A 23,150-nucleotide genomic window follows, 5' to 3' on the forward strand; every position below is an offset into this window, starting at 1 on the left:
CCGTCGGCTTAAAGGATGGTCACGTGGACCTTGTCCTCGACCAGCAGCTCGGCCGTGCCGGCCAGGTTGGTGTAGACGTGGTACGTCACGCCGCCCACCGTGGCATTGCTGCCCTGCGTCCAGCCGTCGTCGCCGTGGGTACCGCCGAGCAGGTCGACGTCGCCGTTGACGCCGTTGACCAGCATCTGCACCTTGCCGTCGGCCACGACCATGTCGCGTGCGCCACCGGCCAGCACGTCCTGCGTGCTCAGCGCCAGCGTGTTGCCGCCCGACCCGAGGTCGAACTTCTCGACGCCCTGCACCTTCGGGCCGAGGGCCGACAGGTCGATGTGCATCGCCTTGCCGTGCATCACCAGGGTGTCGATGCCCAGGCCGCCGTCGATGTGGGCGAAGTCGCCGCTGTGGACGCGGATGACATCGTCGCCCGCACCGCCATGCACCGTGTCGCCCGTGCCCACCTTCATGAAGGTGTCGTTGCCCGCGCCGCCTGCGAGGCGGTCGGCGAAGCCGAGTTTGGCGATGAGGGTGTCGTCGGTCTGGACATGGCTGTGGGCCGCGTCATTGGCGACGGCGTGGTCCTGGATCGCGACAGCCTCGTCAAGCCCGAAGGTGGAAGCCGGCTTGGCCTTGTATACCTCGTAATAACCGTAGGTCGAAGAGTAGATGTTCTCCGTGAAGGCCGACATGTTCCCAGCTGCATCGGCATATGCCATGACGAAGGGCCCCCCAACGCGGTATACCAGTCAAGGAAAACTTCCCCGCCTTTATCGATATCGGCTTGAGTGATCTCCCGATAGAAGAGGTCGTCGGGCTTGTCCAGGGCCTTCGTGACAATGAAATCTCCCGCCTTGACTGGGTTCTTTGAGATGTCCACATGGATCATCGCAAGGGCCCAGCCCCATGCATATCCGACGCGGGCTCCACCAAATTCGCCAAATGACGGTGCCAACGTGTCCACGGTGAACCCGAACGCATCCGACTGCGCACTCGTGTTGCCCGCCTGGTCCGCCCCCGCCACCGTGATGCTGTGCGCACCTTCGCCCAGCGCCTTGGCCGGCGTGTAGGTCCAGTTGCCCGAGGCGTTGGCCTGCACGCGGTCGACCTCCACGCCCTTGTCGTAGATGATCACGGTGCCGTTCGCATCGGCCTTGCCGCTGAAGGTCGGCTTGGCGTCGTTGGTGGTGGTGCCGTTAGCAATGGCGCCTGTGATGGCCTCCACGTCGTCGATCACCGACACGATGGTCGGCTTGCCCGGCGGCGTGGTGGCCACCGTGAAGCCGAAGGCATCCGACGCCACGCTGGCGTTGCCCGCCTTGTCCACCGCCGTCACGGTGATGGTGTGCACGCCATTGCCCAAGGCCGTTGCCGGCGTCCAGCTCCAGTTGCCCGACGCATCGGCCTGCACCTGCGCGAGCATCACGCCCTTGTCGAACACGACCACGGTGCTGTTGGCCTCGGCCTTGCCCTTGAAGTCGGGGCGTGCGTCGTCGGTGGTGCCGTTGAGTGCCACGTTGCCCACGATGCTGCCGACGTCGTCGACCACCGACGCGATGGTCGGCTTGGCCGGTGCCAGCGTGTCCACGGTGAAGCCGAAGGCATCCGACACCACGCTGGTGTTGCCCGCCTTGTCCATCGCGGTCGCGGTGATGCTGTGCGGACCGTTGCTCAGGTTCGTGAGCGGAACAAAGGTCCACTCGCCTGCGGCGTTGGCCTGCACGCGGCCGATTTCCGTGGCACCGTCGCGAATGATCACGGTGCTGTCGGCTTCGGCCGCGCCCTTGAACCAGGGCTTGAAGTCGTCGGTCGTTCCACCATGGACGAGATCGCCCTGGATGCTGCCCACGTCGTCGACCACCCTCGCGATGGTCGGCTTGGCCGGCGGCGTCGTGTCCACCACGAAGTTCCAGCTGCCACTGGCCTCGCTGGTCTGGCCCAGCGGGCCGGTGGACGTGGCGGTGATGCCGTGCGCGCCATCGGCCAGGCCGGTCGAGGGCGTGAAGCTCCACTTGCCCGAGGCGTCGGCCACGACCTGGCCCAGCAAGATGCTGCCGTCATAGAACTTGACCGTGTGGTTCGCCTGCGCCGTGCCCGCCAGGGTCGGCCTCGCGTCGTCGGTGGCTTCGCCGGGTTGCAGCATGTGCGGCGTGCCCACGTCGTCGAACACGCTCTCGATCACGGGGACGTTCGGCTTTTCGGTGACGACGTTGACGACGTTGACGGTGTAGCGCCCGGTCGGCATGGTCTCGTTGCCGGCGGCATCGCGCTCCACGAGCGTGAAGGTGTTCGGGCCGGCGGCCAGCGGGGTGTCGACCTGGAAGGTCCATTGGCCGTTTTCGCCGATGGTGGCCTGGCCCAGTTCGCGGGTGCCGGCGGCATCCCTGACCATCACGGTGACCGTGTGGCCGGGCACGCCGGTGCTGTAGCCGCTGAGCAGCGGATGCGTATCGTCGGTGGTGGCACCGGAGGCCACGTTGCCGGTGACGCCGCCCACGTTGTCGGCGACGCCCGTGATGGCCAGTCGGCTGGCGTCGGGCGGGGTCACGTCGATCTCGAAATTGAACGCGGGCGAAGGCGCGCTCTCGTTGCCGGTGCTGTCGCGCGCGACGATGGTGATGGCGTGCAGGCCTTCGAGCAGGTCGGTCGAGGGCGTGAAGGTCCAGGTGCCGTCTTCGGCGACTTCGGCGGTGCCGATCTCGGTGCCGTTGTCACGGATGACGATGGTGTCACCGGGCGTGCCCTGGCCGCGGAATTCGGGTTGGCGGTCGTCGGTGACGCCGCCGGGGGCGATGCTGCCCAGGATGTCGCCGGCGTCGTCGGCGGCGCCGCCCACCGAAGGAGGAAGGGGCGCGAAGGTCGATGCGCCTGCGCTCATTGCGGGGGCGATGTTCGCGTGGGTGGTGACGTTCGTCTGTTCGAATGTCATGAGATTCCTATGCTCTGAAATGGGGGAAAGAAGACCGGATTGGCCTGCGGAAAAAGCGCAGCGCGATCCAGCGTTTCGAGAGGTGGCCTACTCTAGAAATCGCCGTCGGGCCGGGCCATCGGACGAATCTGAAAGCCGGGTACGAAGGCGTAGGTCGGTGCCGAAATCGCGCACAAAGTCGTCGACAACGGCACAGGTCAAAAAGAAAAACGCGGCAGCCGCACCGGCAGCTGCCGCGTCATGCGCGGCGCTGTGGTTGCGCCGCGTGACCGACCAGCGGCCTTACAGGATGGTCACGTGGACCTTGTCCTCGACCAGCAGCTCGGCGGTGCCGGCCAGGTTGGTGTAGACGCCGTACGTCACACCACCCACCGTGGCATTGCCGCCCTGCGTCCAGCCGTCGTCACCATGCGTGCCGCCGAGCAGGTCGACTTCGCCGTTGGCGCCGTTGACCAGCATCTGCACCTTGCCGTCGGCCACAACCATGTCGCGCGCACCGCCGGCCAGCACGTCGTGCGTGCTCAGCGCCAGCGTGTTGCCGCCCCCGCCCAGGTCGAACTTCTCGACGCCCTGCACCTTCAGGCCGAGGGCCGACAGGTCGATGTGCATCGCCTTGCCGTCCATCACCAGGGTGTCGACACCCAGGCCGCCGTCGATGCGTTCGAAGTCGCCGCTGTTGACGTGAACCCTGTCATTGCCCGCGCCGCCGTGTACCACGTCACCCGTGCCCACCTTCAGGAAGGTGTCGTTGCCTGCACCGCCTTCGAGGCGGTCGGCGAAGCCGAGCCTGGCGATGATCTGGTCGTCAGCTTCGGTGTAGCCCTGCGTCGGGTGATCGAGCACGTCGGTGCCGTGGGCTGCCGCATCGGCACCGGCACCGGCACCGGCACCGGCACGGTCGCCCGTTTCATCCCCATCCAAAGCGAAGGTCCCGGACACATCCGGCATGGTCTGCGCCGACACATTGCCCACCGGGTCGATGATGACCGCCGAGGCATCGAGGTTGGCGGTGGGGCCGCCGCCGATCTGGAGGTTGTCCATGGCGGCGACGACATCCCGTCCATCCTTGGTCTCGAATGTCACACGGCCGATCTCCCGGCCCACGGGTGCCGCAAAGCTGTAGTCATTGGGAGTCGCCCCGCCCGGGATCGCGACAACGTCGATCACACCGCCCTTCATGTCATAGATCGTCATGGTCGTAGGGGATGATTGATCGGTGCCGCGCCAGCGGAAACCGATGAAGTCCGTTCCCTCCGCCACCGCGAACTGAAGGGTGGGTCCCGCTCCGGCGGGCATGCCGAATGCCAGGTGATTCCCCGACATGCCCCAGAAGATCTCCGATACGGAGGTCTTCGGGGAAACGTACATCTGGCTGCCGGTGATCGTCAGGCGACCGCTCTCCAATGAAGGCACGTAGGTGCCCTCCGGTGCGATCGGCATCCCCTCGAAGCCGACGGTGAACGGCGGCACCGGATTGGCCACGTACGCCTTGCCTGCGGCAATGTCGGCCGCCGTGAGCACATGGTCGACAGGCCCGTCACCGAAGGTCACGCGCACCTTGTCGCCCTCCTTCGCATCGGTGGTGTCGAAGTACACGTCCACGCCCGTCGCGGTGGCCACCAGCTTGGTCGGGGCCTTGGGCGGCGTCGTATCCACCGTGAACCCGAACGCTGCCGACGGCACGCTGGACACGCCTGCCTTGTTGATCACGATCGCGCTGATGCTGTGGCCGCCGTCGGCCAGCGGGGTCGCCGGCATGTAGGTCCAGTTGCCCGACGCATCGGACTGCACGCGCGTCACCTCCACGCCGTTGTTGAAGACGATGACGGTGCTGTTGGCCTCGGCCTTGCCCGTGACCAGGGGCTGGGCGTCGTCAGTCACGTCGCCGCTGTACAGGTCGTCCTGCACCGCGCCCACGTCGTCGTACACCGACACGATCGTCGGCTTGGGCGGCGGCGTGGTGGACACCGTGAAGCCGAAGGCATCCGACGGCGCGCTGAGGTTGCCCGCCTGGTCGACGGCCTTCACGGTGATGGTGTGCACGCCGTTGTTCAGCGCCGTCGTCGGCGTCCAGGTCCAGTTGCCCGACGCATCGACAGGCACGCGCTTGACCTCCACACCCTTGTCATAGATGACCACGGTGCTGTTGGCTTCGGCCTTGCCCGTGAAGACGGGGCGCGGGTCGTCGATGACGCCGTTCAGCGTCACCTCGCCCTGGATGCTTCCCACGTCGTCGACCACCGACACGATGGTCGGCTTGGCCGGCGGCGTCGCGTCCACGGTGAAGTCGAACGCAGCCGAGGGCGCGCTCACGTTGCCTGCGGCGTCCGTAGCGGTCACGGTCACGTTGTGCGGGCCGTTGCCCAGCGGCGTGGCCGGCGTGACGCTCCAGTCGCCCGCGGCGTTGGCCGTGGTCTCGCCCAGCAGGGTGGCGCCGTCGTAGACCTTCACGGTCGCGTTGGCTTCTGCCTTGCCCTTGAACTGCGGCCGGGTGTCGTCGGTGACGCCGCCCTGCACCACGTTGGTGGTGAGGCTGCCCACGTCGTCGAGCACCGCCACGATGGTCGGCGCGCCCGGCGCGGTGAAGTCCACGGTGAAGTCGAACACCGCCGTCTTCGCGCTCTCGCCGTGCGCCGCCGTGGTCACGGTGGCGCTCAGTTCGTACGCGCCTTCGCGCAGCGCGGTGGACGGTGTGAAACTCCAGTCGCCGTTGGCGTCGGCCACGACCGAGCCCAGCACGGTGGTGCCGTCGTAGACCTTCACGGTGCCGCCCGGGGTGGCCTTGCCGTGCAGGGTCGGGGTGGCGTCGTCGGTGACGCCGCCCTTGGCGATCTCGCCGAGGATGTCGCCGGTGTTGTCGGTCGCGCCGGCGATGCTGATGGTCGCGGGTTGCACATCGACGGTGAAGTCGATGGCCGCGCCCGGCTGGCCCACGTTGCCGGCCACGTCGGTCACGGCATTGCTGAAGCTGTGCGCGCCCGGCGCCAGCGGCGTTGCGGGCGTGAAGCTCCAGTCGCCCGTGGCGTTGGCCTGCACCTTGCCGATTTCCTTGCCGTCGTCATAGATGACCACGGTGGCGTTCGGCTCGGTCTTGCCCGCGTAGGTCGGCGTGTCGTCGTCGGTCACGGTGCCGCTGGTGATCGGCCCCTTGATCTCGCCGGCGTCGTCGCTCAGCGTCGCGGCCGAAGCCGCGGGCGGCGTGTAGTCGGTGGTCAGCACGAACTCGGCCGAAGGCGCGCTCGTGTTGCCGGCCTTGTCGGTGGCGGTGACGGTGAACTTGTGTTCGCCCTCTGCCAGCGGCGTGGTGGGCGTGTACACCCAGTTGCCGTTGGCGTCGGCCACGACCGTGCCCAGCTTGGCGCCGTTGTCGTTGATGGTCACGGTGCTGCCGGCTTCGGCCTTGCCCGACAGCGTGGGCGACGGGTCGTCCGTCACACCGCCGTTGACCAATGCACCCTGCTTGGCGCCCACGTCGTCTGCCGCCGCATCGATGCTCGGCGCCGTCGGGGGCACGGTGTCCACGGTGAAGCCGAAGACCGAGGTCGGCGTGCCCGTGTTGCCCGCCAGGTCGGTGGCGGTGGCGGTGATGGCGTGCGCGCCTTCACCCAGGTCGGCCGTGGGCGTGAAGGTCCACGAACCGTCGGCCTTGACCACGGTCTGGCCCAGCAGGGTCGCGCCGTCGTACACCTTCACGGTGCTGCCGGCCTTGCCCGTGCCCTGGATTTCAGGGCGCGTGTCGTCGGTCGTGCCGTTGAGGGCGATGCCGCCCTTGATGGCACCCTGGTCGTCCACCAGCGCGCTGATCTCCAACGTGCCAGGGATGATGTCCACGATCAGGTTCAGCGGAGCGCTTTGACCGCTCGAGTTGCCCGCAGGGTCCACCACCTCGGTGGTGAGCGCATGCGAACCGTTCGCCAGCGGCGTGGTCGGCGTGAACGTCCAGTCGCCGTTGCCGTCGACCAGCGCGCTGCCCAGCAGCGTGCCGTTGTCGTAGACCTTCACGGTCGCGCCCGGCTCGGCCTTGCCGTTGAAGGTGGGCTTGGTGTCGTCGGTGGTGTCGCCATTGGCGAGCGGCCCCGTCTTGGCACCCACGTCGTCGAGCACCTCGAGACCCGTCACCGGGCCCGGAGGCGCGGTGTCGACCACGAAGTTCCAGATGCCGGTGGCGTCGCTGGTCTGGCCCACGGAGTTGGTGGCCGTCGCGGTGATGTCGTGCGGGCCGTCGGCCAGCGCGGTCTCGGGCGTGAAGCTCCACTTGCCCGACGCGTCGGCCACGACCTGGCCCAGCAGCGTGGCGCCGTCGTAGACCTTGATGGTGTTGCCGGCCTGCGCCGTGCCGATGATGGTCGGCTTGGCGTCGTCGGTGACTTCGCCCTTTTGCAGCATGTGCACCACGCCCACGTCGTCCTGCACGTTCTGGATCACGGGCACGCTTGGCGGCACGCTGTCCAGGGTCACGGTGTACGGCGCGCTCGGCGCGGTCTGGTTGCCCGCCGGGTCCATTTCGATCGCGGTGAACTCGTTGCTGCCTTCCAGCAGCGGCGTGCTCACTTGCAGCGTCCACTTGCCGTCGGCGCCCACGGTCGCGCGGCCCAGCTCACGGCTGCCCGTGCTGTCCTTGACCGTCACGATGATGGTGTCGCCGGCCGTGCCGGTGCCGCTGATGACCGGACGGCTGTCGTCCGTCGTCGCGCCCGAGGCCACGTTGCCCGTGATGCCGCCCACGTCGTCTTCCACGCCCGTGATGGCCAGCTTGCTGGCGTCCGGCGGCGTGTAGTCGGTGGTCACCACGAACTCGGCCGAAGGCGCGCTCGTGTTGCCCGCCTTGTCGGTGGCGGTGACGGTGAACTTGTGTTCGCCTTCCGGCAGCGGCGTGGTGGGCGTGAAGCTCCACTTGCCTTCGGCATCGGCCGTGACCTTGCCCAGCTCCACGGTGCCGTCCTTGATGGTCACGGTGCTGCCGGCTTCGGCCTTGCCCGACAGGGTCGGGGAGGGGTCGTCGGTCGTTGCGCCGTGGGCCAGTGCGCCTTGCACTGCACCCACGTCGTCGGTCACGGCACCGATGCTCGGAGCGGTCGGTGCCACGGTGTCCACGGTGAAGTTGAACGCAGCCGTCGGCTCGCTCACGTTGCCCGCCTTGTCGGTCGCGGTCACGGTGATGCTGTGCGCGCCCTGGCCCAGCTCGGCCGCAGGCGTGAACGTCCACGAGCCGTCGGCCTTGACCACGGTCTCGCCCAGCAGGGTTGCGCCGTCGTACACCTTGATGGTGCTGCCGGCCTTGCCCGTGCCTTGAATCTCGGGCTTCGTGTCATCGGTCGTGCCGTTGGCGGCGATCGGGCCCTTCACGGCGCCCTGGTCGTCCACCAGCTTGCTGATCGAGACTTCGACCTTGGAGGTGTCCACGGTGATGTCCAGGGCCGGGCCCTTGCCGCTGCTATTGCCAGCGGGGTCGACCACTTCCGTGCTCAGCGAGTGCGCACCTTCGCCCAGCGGCGTCGTCGGCGTGATGCTCCAGTTGCCGTCCGGGTCAGCCACGGCTTCACCGATCTTGGTGTCGCCGTCGTACAGGTTCACGGTCGCGCCAGGCTCTGCCTTGCCCTTGAACTCAGGCTTGTTGTCGTCGGTCGTGTCACCGCTCTTGAGCGGACCTTGCACGGCGCCCACGTCGTCCAGCGCCTCCTGGCCCGTGGCCAGGCCCGGCGCCTTGGTATCGACCACGAAGTTCCAGATGCCGGTGGCGTCGCTGGTCTGGCCCACGGTGTTGGTGGCCGTGGCGGTGATGTTGTGCGTGCCGTCGGCCAGCGCCGTCTCGGGCGTGAAGCTCCACTTGCCCGAAGCGTCGGCCACGGTCTGGCCCAGCAGCGTGGCGCCGTCGTAGACCTTCACGGTGGTACCGGGTTGCGCCGTGCCGAGGATCGTCGGCTTGGCGTCGTCGGTCACGTCACCCTTTTGCAGCATGCCCGTCTTCGCGCCTGCATCGTCCTGCACGTTCTGGATCACGGGCACGCTCGGCGGCGTGCTGTCCAGGGTCACGGTGTACGGTGCGCTCGGCGCGGTCGGATTGCCCGCCGGATCGATTTCGATCGCGGTGAACTCGTTGCTGCCTTCCAGCAGCGGCGTGCTCACTTGCAGCGTCCACTTGCCATCGGCGCCCACGGTCGCTTCGCCCAGCTTGTGGGTGCCGGTGCTGTCCTTGACCATCACGACGATGGTGTCGCCGGCCGTGCCGGTGCCGCTGATGACCGGACGGCTGTCGTCCGTCGTCGAACCCGAGGCGACGTTGCCCTGCACGCCGCCCACGTCATCGGCCACGCCGGTGATGGCCAGCTTGCTGTAGTCAGCCGGCGTGTAGTCGGTCGTCACCACGAACTCGGCCGAAGGCGCGCTCGTGTTGCCCGCCTTGTCGGTGGCGGTGACGGTGAACTTGTGCTCACCCTCTGCCAGCGGCGTGGTGGGCGTGAAGCTCCAGTTGCCTTCGGCATCGGCCACGACCTTGCCCAGCTCCACGGTGCCGTCCTTGATGGTCACGGTGCTGCCGGCTTCGGCCTTGCCCGACAGCGTGGGCGACGGGTCGTCCGTCACGCCGCCGTTGGTCAGTGCACCCTGCACGCCGCCCACGTCGTCGGTCACGGCACCGATGCTCGGTGCGGTCGGTGCGACCGTGTCGATGGAGAAGTTGAACGCAGCCGTCGGCTCGCTCACGTTGCCGGCCTTGTCGGTGGCGGTGGCGGTGATGGCGTGCGCGCCCTGGCCCAACTCGACCGCAGGCGTGAAGGTCCACGAGCCGTCGGCCTTGACCACGGTCTCTCCCAACAGGGTTGCGCCGTCGTACACCTTGATGGTGCTGCCGGCCTTGCCCATGCCCTGGATCTCGGGCTTCGTATCGTCGGTGCTGCCGTTGGCGGCGATCGGGCCCTTTACGGCGCCCTGATCGTCCACCAGCTTGCTGATGGACACCGTCACACCCGTGGTGTCCACAATGATGTCCAAGGCCGGGCCCTTGCCGCTGCTGTTGCCAGCAGGGTCGACCACTTCCGTGCTCAGCGAGTGCGCACCTTCTCCCAGCGGCGTCGTCGGCGTGATGCTCCAGTTGCCGTTCTCGTCGGCCACGGCTTCACCGATCTTGGTGTCGCCGTCGTACAGGTTCACGGTCGCGCCCGGCTCGGCCTTGCCCTTGAATTCGGGCTTGTTGTCGTCGGTCGTGTCGCCGCTGGTCAGGGCGCCTTGCTTGGCGCCCACGTCGTCGATCACTTCCAGGCCGGTCACCTGGCCCGGGGCCTTGGTGTCGACCACGAAGTTCCAGATGCCCGTCGCATCGCTGGTCTGACCCACGGGGTTGGTGGCCGTGGCGGTGATGTTGTGCGTGCCGTCAGCCAGGTTGGCCGTCGGCGTGAAGCTCCACTTGCCCGAAGCATCGGCCACGACCTGGCCCAGCAGCGTGGCGCCGTCGTAGACCTTGATGGTGTTGCCGGCCTGCGCCGTGCCAATGATGGTCGGCTTGGCGTCGTCGGTGAGTTCGCCCTTTTGCAGCATGCCCGTCTTCGCGCCCACGTCGTCCTGCACGTTCTGGATCACCGGCACTTCCGGGCGACCCGTGTCGACGTTGATGCTGTACGACGCGCTCGGTGCGGTCTGGTTGCCGGCCGGGTCCTGCTCGATGGCGGTGAACTCGTTGGCGCCCGCGGCCAGCGGCGCGGTCACTTGCAGCGTCCACTTGCCATTGGCGTCCACGGTGGCGCGGCCGAGTTCACGGCTGCCCGTGCTGTCCTTGACCGTCACGATGATGGTGTCGCCGGCCGTGCCGGTGCCGCCGATGGCAGGCAGTGCGTCGTCGGTGGTGGCACCCGAGGCCACGTTGCCCGTGATGCCGCCCACGTCGTCTTCCACGCCCGTGATCGCCAGCTTGCTGGCGTCAGGTGGCGAGTAGTCGGTCGTCACCACGAACTCGGCCGAAGGCGCGCTCGTGTTGCCCGCCTTGTCGGTGGCGGTGACGGTGAATTTGTGCTCGCCTTCCGGCAGCGGCGTGGTGGGCGTGAAGCTCCAGTTGCCTTCGGCATCGGCCGTGACCTTGCCGAGTTCCTGGCCGTTGTCCTTGATGGTCACGGTGCTGCCTGCTTCGGCCTTGCCCGACAGCGTGGGCGAGGGGTCGTCCGTCACGCCGCCGTTGACCAGGGCGCCCTGCACGGCACCCACGTCGTCGGTCACCGCGCCGATGCTCGGTGCGGTCGGTGCGACCGTGTCGATGGAGAAGTTGAACGCAGCCGTCGGCTCGCTCACGTTGCCGGCCTTGTCGGTGGCCGTGGCGGTGATGGCGTGCGCGCCCTGGCCCAGCTCGACCGCAGGCGTGAAGCTCCAGGAGCCGTCGGCCTTGACCACGGTCTCGCCCAGCAGGGTCGAACCGTCGTACACCTTGATGGTGCTGCCGGCCTTGCCCGTGCCCTGGATCTCGGGCTTGGTGTCATCGGTCGTGCCGTTGGCGGCGATCGGGCCCTTCACGCTGCCCTGGTCGTCCACCAGCTTGCTGATGGACACCGTCACACCCGTGGTGTCCACGGTGATGTCCAGGGCCGGGCCCTTGCCGCTGGAGTTGCCAGCGGGGTCCACCACTTCGGTCGTGAGCGAGTGCGCACCGTCGCCCAGCGGCGTGGTGGGCGTGATGCTCCAGTTGCCGTCCGGGTCGGCCACGGCTGTGCCGATCTTCGTGTCGCCGTCGTACAGGTTGACGGTCGCGCCCGGCTCGGCCTTGCCCTTGAATTCGGGCTTGTTGTCGTCGGTCGTATCGCCGCTGGTCAGGGTGCCTTGCTTGGCGCCCACGTCGTCCAGGGCTTCCTGGCCCGTGGCCAGGCTCGGAGGCGTGGTGTCGATCACGAAGTTCCAGACGCCGGTGGCGTCGCTGGTCTGGCCCACCGGGTTGGTGGCGGTGGCGACGATGTTGTGCATGCCGCCGGCCAGCGGCGTCTCGGGCGTGAAGCTCCACTTGCCCGAAGCGTCGGCCACGACTTCACCGATCTTGGTGCCGTTGTCGTAGATCTTGACGGTGTTGCCCGCCTGCGCGGTGCCGATGATGGTCGGCTTGGCGTCGTCCGTGACGTCGCCCTTTTGCAGCATGCCCGTGTGGATGCCCACGTCGTCCTGCACGTTCTGGATCACGGGCACGCTCGGCGGCGTGCTGTCCAGGATCACGGTGTACGAAGCGCTCGGCGCGGTCGCATTGCCGGCCGGGTCCACTTCGATCGCGGTGAACTCGTTGCTGCCTTCCAGCAGCGGCGTGGTCACCTGCAGCGTCCACTTGCCGTCGGCGCCCACGGTCGCCTCGCCCAGCTTGTGGTTGCCCGTGCTGTCCTTGACCATCACGATGATGGTGTCGCCGGCCGTGCCCGTGCCGCTGATCGCGGGACGGCTGTCGTCGGTCGTCGAGCCCGAGGCCACGTTGCCTTGCACCAGGCCCACGTCGTCGGCCACGCCGGTGATGGCCAGCTTGCTGGCGTCCGGCGGCGTGTAGTCGGTCGTCACCACGAACTCGGCCGAAGGCGCGCTCGTGTTGCCGGCCTTGTCGGTCGCCGTCACGGTGAACTTGTGTTCGCCTTCTGCCAGCGGCGTGGTGGGCGTGTAGACCCAGTTGCCGCTCGCGTCGGCCACGACCGTGCCCAGCACGGCGCCGTTGTCCTTGATCGTCACGGTGCTGCCGGCTTCGGCCTTGCCCGACAGCGTGGGCGACGGGTCGTCCGTCACGCCGCCGTTGACCAATGCGCCTTGCTTGGCACCCACGTCGTCCATGGCCGAATCGATGCTCGGCGCGGTGGGTGCCACGGTGTCCACAGTGAAGTTGAAGGCCTTGGTCGGCTCGCTCACGTTGCCAGCCTTGTCGGTGGCGGTGGCGGTGATGGCGTGCGCGCCCTGGCCCAGGTCGGCCGCAGGCGTGAAGCTCCACGAACCGTCGGCCTTGACCACGGTCTCGCCCAGCAGCGTGGCGCCGTCGTACACCTTGATGGTGCTTCCGGCCTTGCCCGTGCCCTGGATCTCGGGCTTCGTGTCGTCGGTGCTGCCGTTGGCGGCGATCGGGCCCTTCACGGTGCCCTGATCGTCCACCAGCTTGCTGATCGAGACTTCCACCTTCGAGGTGTCCACGGTGATGTCCAGCGCCGGGCCCTTGCCGCTGCTGTTGCCAGCGGGGTCAATCACTTCCGTGCTCAGCGAGTGCGCACCGTCGCCCAGCGGTGTCGTGGGCGTGATGCTCCAGTTGCCGTTCTCGTCGGCCACGGCTTCGCCGATCTTGGTGTCGCCGTCGTACAGGTTCACGGTCGCACCCGGCTCGGCCTTGCCCTTGAATTCGGGCTTGTTGTCGTCGGTCGTGTCGCCGCTGGTCAGGGTGCCTTGCTTGGCGCCCACGTCGTCGATCACTTCCAGGCCCGTCACCTGGCCCGGGGCCTTGGTGTCGATCACGAAGTTCCAGATGCCCGTCGCATCGCTGGTCTGGCCCACCGGGTTGGTGGCCGTCGCGGTGATGTTGTGCGTACCGTCAGCCAGGTTGGCCGTCGGCGTGAAGCTCCACTGGCCCGAAGCGTCGGCCACGGTTTCGCCCAGCAGCTTCGTGCCGTCGTAGACCTTGATGGTGTTGCCCGCTTGCGCCGTGCCGATGATGGTCGGTCGGGCGTCGTCGGTGACCTGGCCCTTCTGCAGCATGCCTTGGAGCACGCCCACGTCGTCCTGCACGTTCTGGATCACCGGCACGCTCGGCGGCACGCTGTCCAGGATCACGGTGTACGGTGCGCTCGGCGCGGTCGCATTGCCCGCCGGGTCCACTTCGATCGCGGTGAATTCGTTGTTGCCCTGCAGCAGCGGCGTGCTGGCCTGCAGCGTCCACTTGCCGTCGGCGCCCACGGTCGCGCGGCCCAGCTCACGGCTGCCCGTGCTGTCCTTGACCATCACGATGATGGTGTCGCCCGCCGTGCCGGTGCCGCTGATCACGGGACGGCTGTCGTCGGTCTTCTCGCCCGGGGCCACGTTGCCTTGCACCAGGCCCACGTCGTCGGCCACGCCGGTGATCGCCAGCTTGCTGGGGTCCGGCGGCGTGTAGTCGGTGGTGAGCACGAACTCGGCCGAAGGCACGCTCGTGTTGCCCGCCTTGTCGGTGGCGCTGACGGTGAAGGTGTGCTCGCCTTCGTTGAGCGGCGTGGTGGGCGTGTAGCTCCAGTTGCCTTCGGCGTCGGCCACGACCTTGCCCAGGAAGGCGCCGTTGTCGTTGATGGTCACGGTGCTGCCCGCTTCGGCCTTGCCCGACAGCGTGGGCGACGGGTCGTCCGTCACGCCGCCGTTGACCAATGCACCTTGCTTGGCGCCCACGTCGTCCAGCGCCGACTCGATGCTCGGCGTGGTCGGTGGCACGGTGTCCACGGTGAAGTTGAACGCCTGGGTCGGTTCGCTCGTGTTGCCGGACTTGTCGGTCGCGGTCACGGTGATGCTGTGCGCGCCGTCGGCCAATGCCGTGCCGGGCGTGAAGCTCCACGAGCCGTCGGGCTTGACCGTCGTCTCGCCCAGCAGGGTCGCGCCGTCGTACACCTTGATGGTGCTGCCGGCCTTGCCCGTGCCCTGGATTTCGGGGCGCGCGTCGTCGGTGTTTCCGTTGGGGGCGATGGCGCCCTGGATGGTGCCCTGGTCGTCGATCAGCTTGCCCAGCGTCACGACGCCAGGAATGGCGTCCACCACCACGTTCAGCGCATCGCTTTGGCCGCTGCTGTTGCCGGCTTGGTCGACCACCTCGGTGGTGAAGGCGTGCTCGCCGCTGGTCAGCGGCGTGGTGGGCGTGAAGCTCCAGTCGCCGTTCTCGTCCACCAGCGCTTCGCCGATCTTGTTGCCGTTGTCGTACACGTTCACGGTGGCGCCCGGCTCGGCCTTGCCGCTGAAGGTCGGGAGGTCGTCGTCGGTGGTCTCGCCGTCCTTCAGCGCGCCCACCTTGCCACCCACGTCGTCGGTCACGACGAGGTCGGTGACCTGGCCCGGCGGCGTGGCGTCGACCACGAAGTTCCAGACGCCGGTGGCGTCGCTGGTCTGGCCCACGGGGTTGGTGGCCGTGGCGGTGATGTTGTGCGTGCCGTCGACCAGGTTGGCCTCAGGCGTGAAGCTCCACTTGCCGTTGGCGTCGGCCACGGTCTGGCCCAGCAGCTTCGTGCCGTCGTAGACCTTGATGGTGTTGCCCGCTTGTGCGGTGCCGATGATGGTCGGCTTGGCGTCGTCGGTGACCTGGCCCTTCTGCAGCATGCCCTGGTGCGGGCCCACGTCGTCCTGCACGTTCTGGATCACGGGCACGCTCGGCGGCACGCTGTCCAGGATCACGGTGTAGGGCGCGGTGGGCGCGGTGTGGTTGCCCGTGGGGTCCATCTCGATGGCGGTGAACTCGTTCTTGCCTTGCAGGAGCGGCGTGCTCACCTGCAGCGTCCACTTGCCGTCGGCCTCCACGATCGCGCGGCCGAGCTCGCGGCTGCCCGTGCTGTCCTTGACCGTCACGATGATGGTGTCGCCGGCCGTGCCGGTGCCGCTGAGCAGCGGACGGCTGTCGTCGGTCTTGCCGCCCGAGGCCACGTTGCCCGTGACTTCGCCCACGTCGTCGGTCACGCCCGTGATGGCCAGCTTGCTGGCATCGGGCGGGGTCACGTCGATCTCGAAATCGAAGGGGTCGGAGGGCTTGCTCTCGTTGCCGGCCGGATCGCGCGCGATGACGGTGATGGAGTGGTCGCCCTCCTTCAGGTCGGTCGAGGGCGTGAAGGTCCAGGCGCCGTTCTCGTCCACTTCGGTGGTGCCGATCACGGTGTCACCGTCCTTGATGACGATGGTGTCGCCCGGCGTGCCTTCGCCATGGAACTCGGGCTGGCGGTCGTCGGTGACGCCGCCCGGGGTGATGGGGCCCTGGTACTCGCCCATGTTGTCGTTGGCGCCGCCCACCTGGGGCTGGTCGGGCGGGGTGATGTCGACGACGAATTCGAACGGGTCGGAGGGCTTGCTCTCGTTGCCCGCGGGGTCGCGCTCGACGATGGTGATGGAGTGCTCGCCCTCGCTCAGGTCGGTCGGCGGCGTGAAGGTCCACACGCCGTCCCCGTTCACTTCGACGCGGCCGATTTCCTTGCCGTGGTCCAGCACGATGATGGTGTCGCCCGGCGTGCCCTGGCCGTCGAACTCGGGGCGCTGGTCGTCCGTCGCGCCGCCCGGGGGCACGCGGCCCTTGATGGGGCCCACGTCGTCGATGACGGCGCCGGGGCCTTCGCTGCTGCCGCCGTTCCACTCGGGCTTGGGCGGCGGCGTCGTGTCGACGGCGAACTCGAACGGGTCCGAAGGCTCGCCTTCACGGCCGGCCGGATCGCTCTCGGTGATGGTGATGGAATGGTTGCCCTCGCTCAGGTCCTTCGGTGGCGTGAAGTGCCACGCGCCGTTGCCGTCCACAAGGGTCTTGCCGATTTCTTTGCCGTTGTCGTACATGGTGATGGTGTTGCCGGGTGTGCCGGTTCCGAAAAAATCAGGTCGCGTGTCGTCGGTCTGGCCGCCGGGTTGGATCTGGCCCTTGAGGGGGCCGACGTCGTCGTAGGCACCGCCGATGCCGTCGAAGCCGGGCTTGCCGGGAGGACGCACGTCGGGCGGAGGCATCACGGGCGGAAGGCTCGGCGCGGTATCACCGTCGCTGCCGCTGGCCGCGGCAATGGCGCCGAGGCCGAGCGCGGCCAGGCCGCCGGTCATCAGCAGGGGCAGCATGCCGCCGAAGAAATCGTTGCCACCGGCCGCTTCGGTGCCGGCCAGGTACGGCGCACCCGGGCCGTACGAATCGCCGCCCAGCGCCACGGGTGCCGACTGGCCTTCGGCCAGCGCGTAGATGTCGCCCGCGCCATCGGTGCGCGCGTACGCATACAGCTGGCCGTCCTCGGCCACGCCGTACAGGCCCACGGGTTCGGACTGCGCGTAGTAGCCCTCGAGCACCAGGCCCGGGCTCGTCTCGCCTTCGAGCGTGATCTGCAGGTCGTTGCCCACGCGCGTGAGCGTCACGTTCTCGGGCGCAAAACCGTCGTCGCCCTTGAGCAGGTACTTCGCGCCCTTCTGGACCTTGATCCGGACCGGCGCCTTGCCGCTGGTTGCTGCTTCCACCGTGTGATCGATGTTCCTGCCGTTGCTGTTGACGACGACCTTCGTCTTCTTCGTTGCCATGTGATTCCTAGTGCTGGAGAGATAAATCGGGACCGGACGAGCACGCGAAATGCACGCGACTCGATCAAGCGGTTTCTTGATCGATGACTTTAGGAAGGCGGTCCCGTTCGATCCATCGGACGAGTCCGAAAGCACTAGCCCCCGGGATAGGCGCAGGGCGAAACTGTGAACAAAGCCCCCGGAAGTACCTACAAAGCAGAAAGGCCCTTGCAAGTCGACGACTCGCAAGGGCCTTGGGGGGAAAGAACGCGGTGGGTAAAAAGCGCCGGGGAAAATCCGGCCTGCTCAATCAGTGAGCAACGTGGTGCGAAGCCGCGCCAATGCTCGCTCTGCTGGCTCGCCTCCTCAGGCAACCCACAGAGTTATGCACAGAAAGAACGAACAACTGTCATCAAGTTGACTTGGCCGCGACGTAGCCCTTGAACTGCTCGCGCAATTTGGTCTTCAGCAGCTTGCCGGTGGCTGTATGCGGCAGGCTGTCGACGAAAGCCACGTCGTCGGGCAGCCACCACTTGGCCACGCGCTGCGAAAGAAAAGTGAGCAGTTCCTCGCCCGTGACCTCTGCGCCTGCACGCTTCACGACGATCAGCAGGGGCCGCTCCTGCCACTTCGGATGCGCGATGCCGATCACCGCGGCCTCGGCCACGGCCGGGTGTGCGCTGGCCGCGTTCTCCAGGTCGATCGACGAGATCCACTCGCCGCCCGACTTGATGACGTCCTTGGCGCGGTCGACCAGCTGCACATAACCGTCGGCGTCGATGTTGGCCACGTCGCCGGTCGGAAAGAAGCCCTCGGCATCGAGCACGTCGCCGCCTTCGCTGCGGAAGTAACCGCTCGCAATCCACGGACCGCGCACATGCAGGTGACCGAAGGCCACGCCGTCGTGCGGCAGGCGCTGCCCGTTCTCGTCGACGATCTTGAGCTCCACGCCCCACACGCCGCGGCCCTGGCGCATCTTGACCGTGGTCTGCTCCTCTTTCGGGAGCGCGAGGTGCTTGGGCAGCAGGTTGCCGATCACGCCGATGGGGCTGGTCTCGGTCATGCCCCAGCCTTGCACGAAGTCGGCGCCAAAGTCGCGCTCGAAGCGCTCGATCATGGCGCGCGGCGTGGCGGCGCCGCCCACGCCGATGCGCTTGAGGCCGATGGCGCGGGTGTCGATCTCGGGGTGGGCGTCGAAGTACTGGAACAGCATCAGCCACACGGTGGGCACCGCCTGCGAGAAGCTCACCTTCTCGTCGCGCATGAGTTCGTACAGGCTCTGGCCATCGAGGTGCGGGCCGGGCATGACGAGCTTGGCGCCCACCATCGGCGCCGAGTACGGCATGCCCCAGGCGTTGGCGTGGAACATGGGCACGGCCAGCAGCAGCGTCATCTGCGAGCACACGCCGAAGGTGTCGGGCGCGCATTCCATCAGCGAATGCAGCACGGTGGAGCGGTGCGAATACAGCACGCCCTTGGGGTTGCCCGTGGTGCCCGAGGTGTAGCACAGCGACGAGGCGGTGCGCTCGTCGAACTCGGGCCAGGTGTAGTCCTCGCTCTGCGCGCCGATGAGCTCGTCGTAGCACAGCAGGTTCGGCACGTCGATGGCCGGCATGTGGGCGCGGTCGGTCATGGCGACGAAGGCGCGCACGCTCTTGAGCTTGGGCGCGAGCTTCTCGACCAGCGGTGCGAAGCTGGTGTCGAAGAACAGCACCTTGTCTTCGGCGTGGTTGACGATGTAGTCGATCTGCTCTGGAAAGAGCCGCGGGTTCACCGTGTGCAGCACCGCGCCCGAGCCGGACACGCCGTAGTACAGCGCCAGGTGCCGGTACGTGTTCCACGCCAGCGTGCCCACGCGGTCGCCGGGCGCCACGCCCAGCGCCTTCATCGCATTGGCCACCTGCTTGGAGCGCCGCTGCACCTCGCGGTAGTTGGTGCGGTGCACCGGGCCTTCAACGGTGCGCCCGACGATCTCGACGTGAGGGTGGAAGGTGGCCGCGTGGTCGATCAGCGACGAGATCAGCAGCGGGCGGTCCTGCATCAGTCCGAGCATGGTGTGTGTCTCCTGTGGTTCTTTTGAGCGTGCTTCTGCGAAGGCTACTTCACGGCAATCGAATCGCCCATGGGCTCGAACTCCTTGCCGTTGAACTGCACCAGCTGCAGCGTGTTGAACGGAAAGTAGTCGGTGGCCGAGGTGTTCAGCGCAATGCCAGGCAGCAGCATGCCGGTGCGCATGTTCTTGAGCGTGGTGGCCTGCTTGAGCACGTTCTCGCGCGTGAGGTTGTCGCCCGAGGCCTTGAGCACGGTCTCCATGGCCTGCGCCACGCCATAGCCGTACACGCCGGCGGCGTTGTTCACGTCTTCGTTGGGGGCGTACTTCTTCATGAAGGCCAGGAACTCCTGCGTGGCCGGGTCGTTGGCCCAGCGCGGCTGCGCGGCGTCCTTGAAGAAGGCCATGGCCATGATGCCCTTCGACTTCTCCAGGCCCGCGGGTTCCAGCGTCATCTTCACGTAGGCCGACACGTAGGTGAGGTACTGCTGCTTCGGTTTCCAGCCGATGTCCCACGCTTTGCGGATGGCCTGCGCGGCAAAGCGCGCGGTGGCGAAGTTGACGAACACGTCGGCGCCCGACGACTGCAGCTTGATGATCTGCGAATCGACCGTGGGGTCGGCCACCTCGAACGAGGCCTCGGCCACCACCATCGAGGCCTTGTCGCCCAGGCCCTTCTTCAGGCCCTTGAGCAGGTCCTTGCCGAAGTCGTCGTTCTGGTAGAGCACGGCGATCTTCGCGTTGGGCATCGTCTTCAGGATGTTCTTCGCGTAGAGGCTGCCCTCGCCCTCGTAGCTGGGCATGTAGGGCGTGGTCCAGGGGTAGGCCTTGGGGTCGTTGAAGCGGTCGGCGCCCACGCCCAGGAACAGGTGCGGCACCTTCTTGGCGTTCATGTAGCGCTGGATCGCGGCGTTGGAGGCCGAGCCCAGGTTGCCGTACACGGCGAGCACTTCGTCCTGCTCGACCAGCTTGCGCACCACCTCGGTGGTGCGCGGCGGCGTGTACTGGTCGTCGTAGCTGATGAGCGTCACCTTGCGGCCGTTGATGCCGCCCTTGTCGTTCACCATCTTGAAGTACGCCTCGTTGACCTTGCCGACGATGCCGTACGACGACACGGGGCCGCTGTAGGGCATGGCCATGCCGAGCTTGATCTCGGTGTCGGAGGCGCCGGTGTCGTACTTCTTCTGCGCGAGGGCCGCGCCGGCGGTGAACAGGAGGGCCGCGCCGCCCAGGGCGGCGGCCAGTCGAACGATGGAGGTCATGGAAGCTTCAATGAAAAACGAAAAGGGGAAATGAATGGCGGGCCGACAGCGCGGCCCGCATGACGTCAATCAATCGCCGAGCACCTTGCCGAACGGCTCGTAGCGCGTGCCGTTGAAGCGCACCAGCTGCATGCGCTCGATCGGGTAGAAGTCCGTCGGCGAGGTCTTCACCTCGATGCCCGGGTAGAGCATGGGCGGGCTGTACTGCAGGTTGGCCGCCACCTTCATGATGTTGACGCGCGTGAGGTCGTCGCCCGCCTTGCGCAGCACCTGCTCCAGCGTCTGCGCCGACGAGTAGCCCAGCACGTTGAGCGAATCGCTCAGGTCGCCCGAGGGGTAGTACTTGCTGAACCAGGTCTTGTAGTCCTCGTACTCCTTGGCGCCCTTCCACATGTCGTCGGCCGGGTCACGCAGGTAGGTGGCCGAGATCACGCCCACCGCGTTCTCGGGGCCCGCCGGCTTGATCACCGCCGACACCGACACCGACACGCTCGACAAATACTGCGTGGGCTTCCAGCCGATGTCAGCCGCCTTGCGGATCGCCTGCGCCGCGAACTTGGGCGTGGTGATGCTGAAGAAGGTGTCGGCGCCCGAGGCCTTCAGGTTGACCATCTGGCTGTCGATGGTCGGGTCGGTCACCTCGTAGGTCGACTGCGCCACGATCATCGTCTTGGCCTTGTCGCCCAGCGCTTCGAGAAAGCCCTTCAGGAAGTCCTTGCCGAAGTCGTCGTTCTGCATGAGCACGGCGATCTTCGCGTTGGGCTTGGTGGAGAGGATGTGCTGCGCGTAGATCTTGCCTTCGGTCTGGTACGTGGGCTGCCAGCCCATGGTCCAGGGGAAGGCCTTCGGATCGCCGAAGCGCGTGGCGCCCGTGGCTACGAACAGCTGCGGCACCTTCTTGGCGTTCATGTAGCGCTGGATCGCCAGGTTGTGCGCCGTGCCCAGCGGGCCGAAGAGCACCAGCACTTCATCTTGTTCGACCAGCTTGCGTGCCTGCTCCACGGTCTTGGAGGGGTTGTAGGCGTCGTCCAGCGAGATGAACGTGACCTTGCGGCCGTTGATGCCGCCCTCGGCATTGAGCTTGGCGAAGTAGCCCGCCGCCGCCTTGCCGATGGTGCCGTAGGCCGACACCGGGCCCGAGTACGGGACGATGTGGCCGATCTTGATCTCGGTGTCGCTCGCGCCCGGGTCGTAGCGCTTCTGGGCCTGCGCCGTGAAGGCCGTGGCGAGGCCGAGCGTGGCCGCCAGGCCGGCGCCGAGCAGGCGGCGGCGCGTGCCGGGGCGGGCGGAAATGAGGGAACGTGTCATGGTGTTGTCTCCGTCGTTCTCGTGAAAAAGAAGCTGCGGCCGCGGGCCTCTTGCCGGCCTCGCATCGGTCTCTTGCGGACCTCGTGCGGCGTTCGGGCTGGATGGTAGGCAGCGCCCCCTGCGCGTCACATCGTCGGAACGGACGATTGAGAGCGGCTGAGGGTTGCCCCTAGCATGAGCCTCGACACGGAGACACACCCACCGCCGCGCAACGCGGCGGGCACCGAAGGCAAGCACCGCATGGACCTCACGCTCAATCCCCGCTACGAAGCCTTTCGCGACGAGCTGCGCGCGTTCCTGGCCACGCACGGCCACCGCTCGGCCTTCGCGCGCACCGCCGAGCGCCCCGACGCCGACGCCCTCGCCTGGCAGCGCCTGCTGCTGGACCACGGCTACGCAGGCCGCACGGTGCCGCGTGAGTACGGGGGCCACGGCGCGGCGCCCGACGTCATGGAGTCGCACCTCATCACCGAGGAATTCGCGCGCGCCGGCGTGGCGCCACCGTTGGGCAACCAGGGCATCTCGATGCTGGTGCCCACCCTGCTCGAGCTGGGCAGCGAGGCGCAGCGGCGCGAATGGATCGGCCCCACCTTGCGCGGCGAGGTGGTCTGGTGCCAGGGCTACTCCGAGCCCGGCGCGGGCTCCGACCTGGCGTCGCTGCAGACGCGCGCCACCGAAGACGGTGGCGACTTCGTCATCAACGGCCAGAAGATCTGGACCTCGACCGCGCACGTGGCCGACATGATCTTCTGCCTCGTGCGCACCGAGCCCGGCGCCGCGAAACACGCGGGCATCAGCTACCTGCTGTTCTCCATGAAGACGCCCGGCATCGAGGTGCGCCCGCTCAAGACCATGACCGGCCATGCCGAGTTCAACGAGGTCTTCTTCACCGACGTGCGCGTGCCGCAGCACCAGATCGTGGGCCAGCGCGGCGACGGCTGGAAGGTGGCCAACGCCACGCTCAAGCACGAGCGCGGCTCGCTCGGCAACCCCAACCTCACGACCCAGCGCTACCAGGAACTCGCCACGCTGATGCAGGCCGAGACCGTCGACGGCACGCGCCTCATCGACCAGCCCGTGCTGCGCGACCGCCTGATGCGGCTGCAGGGCCAGGTGCTGGCGCAGAAGTGCCACGGCCTGCGGCTGCTCACGGCCGCGGCCAGGGGCGAAGACCCGGGCCTGGCCGCGCTGGTCGTGAAGCTGCAGGGCTGCGAGCTGCGCCACCAGCTGGCCGCGCTCGCCATCGACGCGCTGGGCGAACTGGGCCTGCTGATGCCGGGCAGCGCGCATCTGCGCGCGCAGGCGCTCTGGCAGGAGCGCTACATGTTCGACCTGGGTCTGATCATCGGCGGCGGCACCGCGCAGATCCAGAAAAACATCATCGCGGAACGCGGGCTCGACATGCCGCGTGAACCCCGGCTGGCTTGAGACAAACGGAAAG

General features: G+C 67.6%; 7 protein-coding genes. 1 reads left to right on the plus strand and 6 read right to left on the minus strand.

Annotated features, from left to right (window positions below; genetic code table 11):
- Window positions 1–8 precede the first annotated feature (8 nt).
- The 6 genes from AC07SQ_RS09620 to AC07SQ_RS09645 form a co-directional block, all read right to left on the minus strand.
- Window positions 9–464: a hypothetical protein gene (locus AC07SQ_RS09620; protein ID WP_495272021.1), complete on the minus strand. Its 456-nt coding sequence runs from the start codon at window positions 462–464 to the stop codon at window positions 9–11.
- Complete coding sequence (locus tag AC07SQ_RS09625) at window positions 461–2,923, minus strand: Ig-like domain-containing protein (protein ID WP_495272020.1); 2,463 nt, start codon at window positions 2,921–2,923, stop codon at window positions 461–463. Before AC07SQ_RS09625 ends, AC07SQ_RS09620 begins: the two co-directional genes overlap by 4 nt.
- A 282-nt stretch (window positions 2,924–3,205) precedes the next feature.
- Window positions 3,206–17,110 (minus strand): Ig-like domain-containing protein, encoded by a 13,905-nt coding sequence (locus AC07SQ_RS09630; protein WP_495272019.1) that lies wholly within the window; start codon window positions 17,108–17,110, stop codon window positions 3,206–3,208.
- A 391-nt stretch (window positions 17,111–17,501) separates the two neighbouring features.
- On the minus strand, window positions 17,502–19,142 hold the full coding sequence (locus AC07SQ_RS09635) for a 3-(methylthio)propionyl-CoA ligase (RefSeq protein ID WP_495267055.1): 1,641 nt from the start codon (window positions 19,140–19,142) through the stop codon (window positions 17,502–17,504).
- A gap of 44 nt (window positions 19,143–19,186) precedes the next feature.
- Window positions 19,187–20,401, minus strand: a complete 1,215-nt coding sequence (locus AC07SQ_RS09640) for an ABC transporter substrate-binding protein (protein ID WP_062475166.1) — start codon at window positions 20,399–20,401, stop codon at window positions 19,187–19,189.
- Between the two features lie 69 nt (window positions 20,402–20,470).
- Window positions 20,471–21,709, minus strand: a complete 1,239-nt coding sequence (locus AC07SQ_RS09645) for an ABC transporter substrate-binding protein (protein WP_495272018.1) — start codon at window positions 21,707–21,709, stop codon at window positions 20,471–20,473.
- A gap of 174 nt (window positions 21,710–21,883) precedes the next feature.
- Between AC07SQ_RS09645 and AC07SQ_RS09650 the strand changes: the two genes are divergently transcribed.
- Window positions 21,884–23,137: an acyl-CoA dehydrogenase family protein gene (locus AC07SQ_RS09650; RefSeq protein WP_495272017.1), complete on the plus strand. Its 1,254-nt coding sequence runs from the start codon at window positions 21,884–21,886 to the stop codon at window positions 23,135–23,137.
- The last annotated feature ends 13 nt before the right edge of the window (window positions 23,138–23,150 follow it).

The sequence above is a fragment of the Variovorax sp. GW821-FHT06D12 genome (assembly GCF_059419205.1).

Coding starts and splice junctions, on each gene's coding strand:
- AC07SQ_RS09620 (WP_495272021.1), bottom strand. CDS start 464: ATGAAGGTGGGCACGGGCGACACGGTGCATGGCGGTGCGGGCGACGAT.
- AC07SQ_RS09625 (WP_495272020.1), bottom strand. CDS start 2,923: ATGACATTCGAACAGACGAACGTCACCACCCACGCGAACATCGCCCCC.
- AC07SQ_RS09630 (WP_495272019.1), bottom strand. CDS start 17,110: ATGGCAACGAAGAAGACGAAGGTCGTCGTCAACAGCAACGGCAGGAAC.
- AC07SQ_RS09635 (WP_495267055.1), bottom strand. CDS start 19,142: ATGCTCGGACTGATGCAGGACCGCCCGCTGCTGATCTCGTCGCTGATC.
- AC07SQ_RS09640 (WP_062475166.1), bottom strand. CDS start 20,401: ATGACCTCCATCGTTCGACTGGCCGCCGCCCTGGGCGGCGCGGCCCTC.
- AC07SQ_RS09645 (WP_495272018.1), bottom strand. CDS start 21,709: ATGACACGTTCCCTCATTTCCGCCCGCCCCGGCACGCGCCGCCGCCTG.
- AC07SQ_RS09650 (WP_495272017.1), top strand. CDS start 21,884: ATGAGCCTCGACACGGAGACACACCCACCGCCGCGCAACGCGGCGGGC.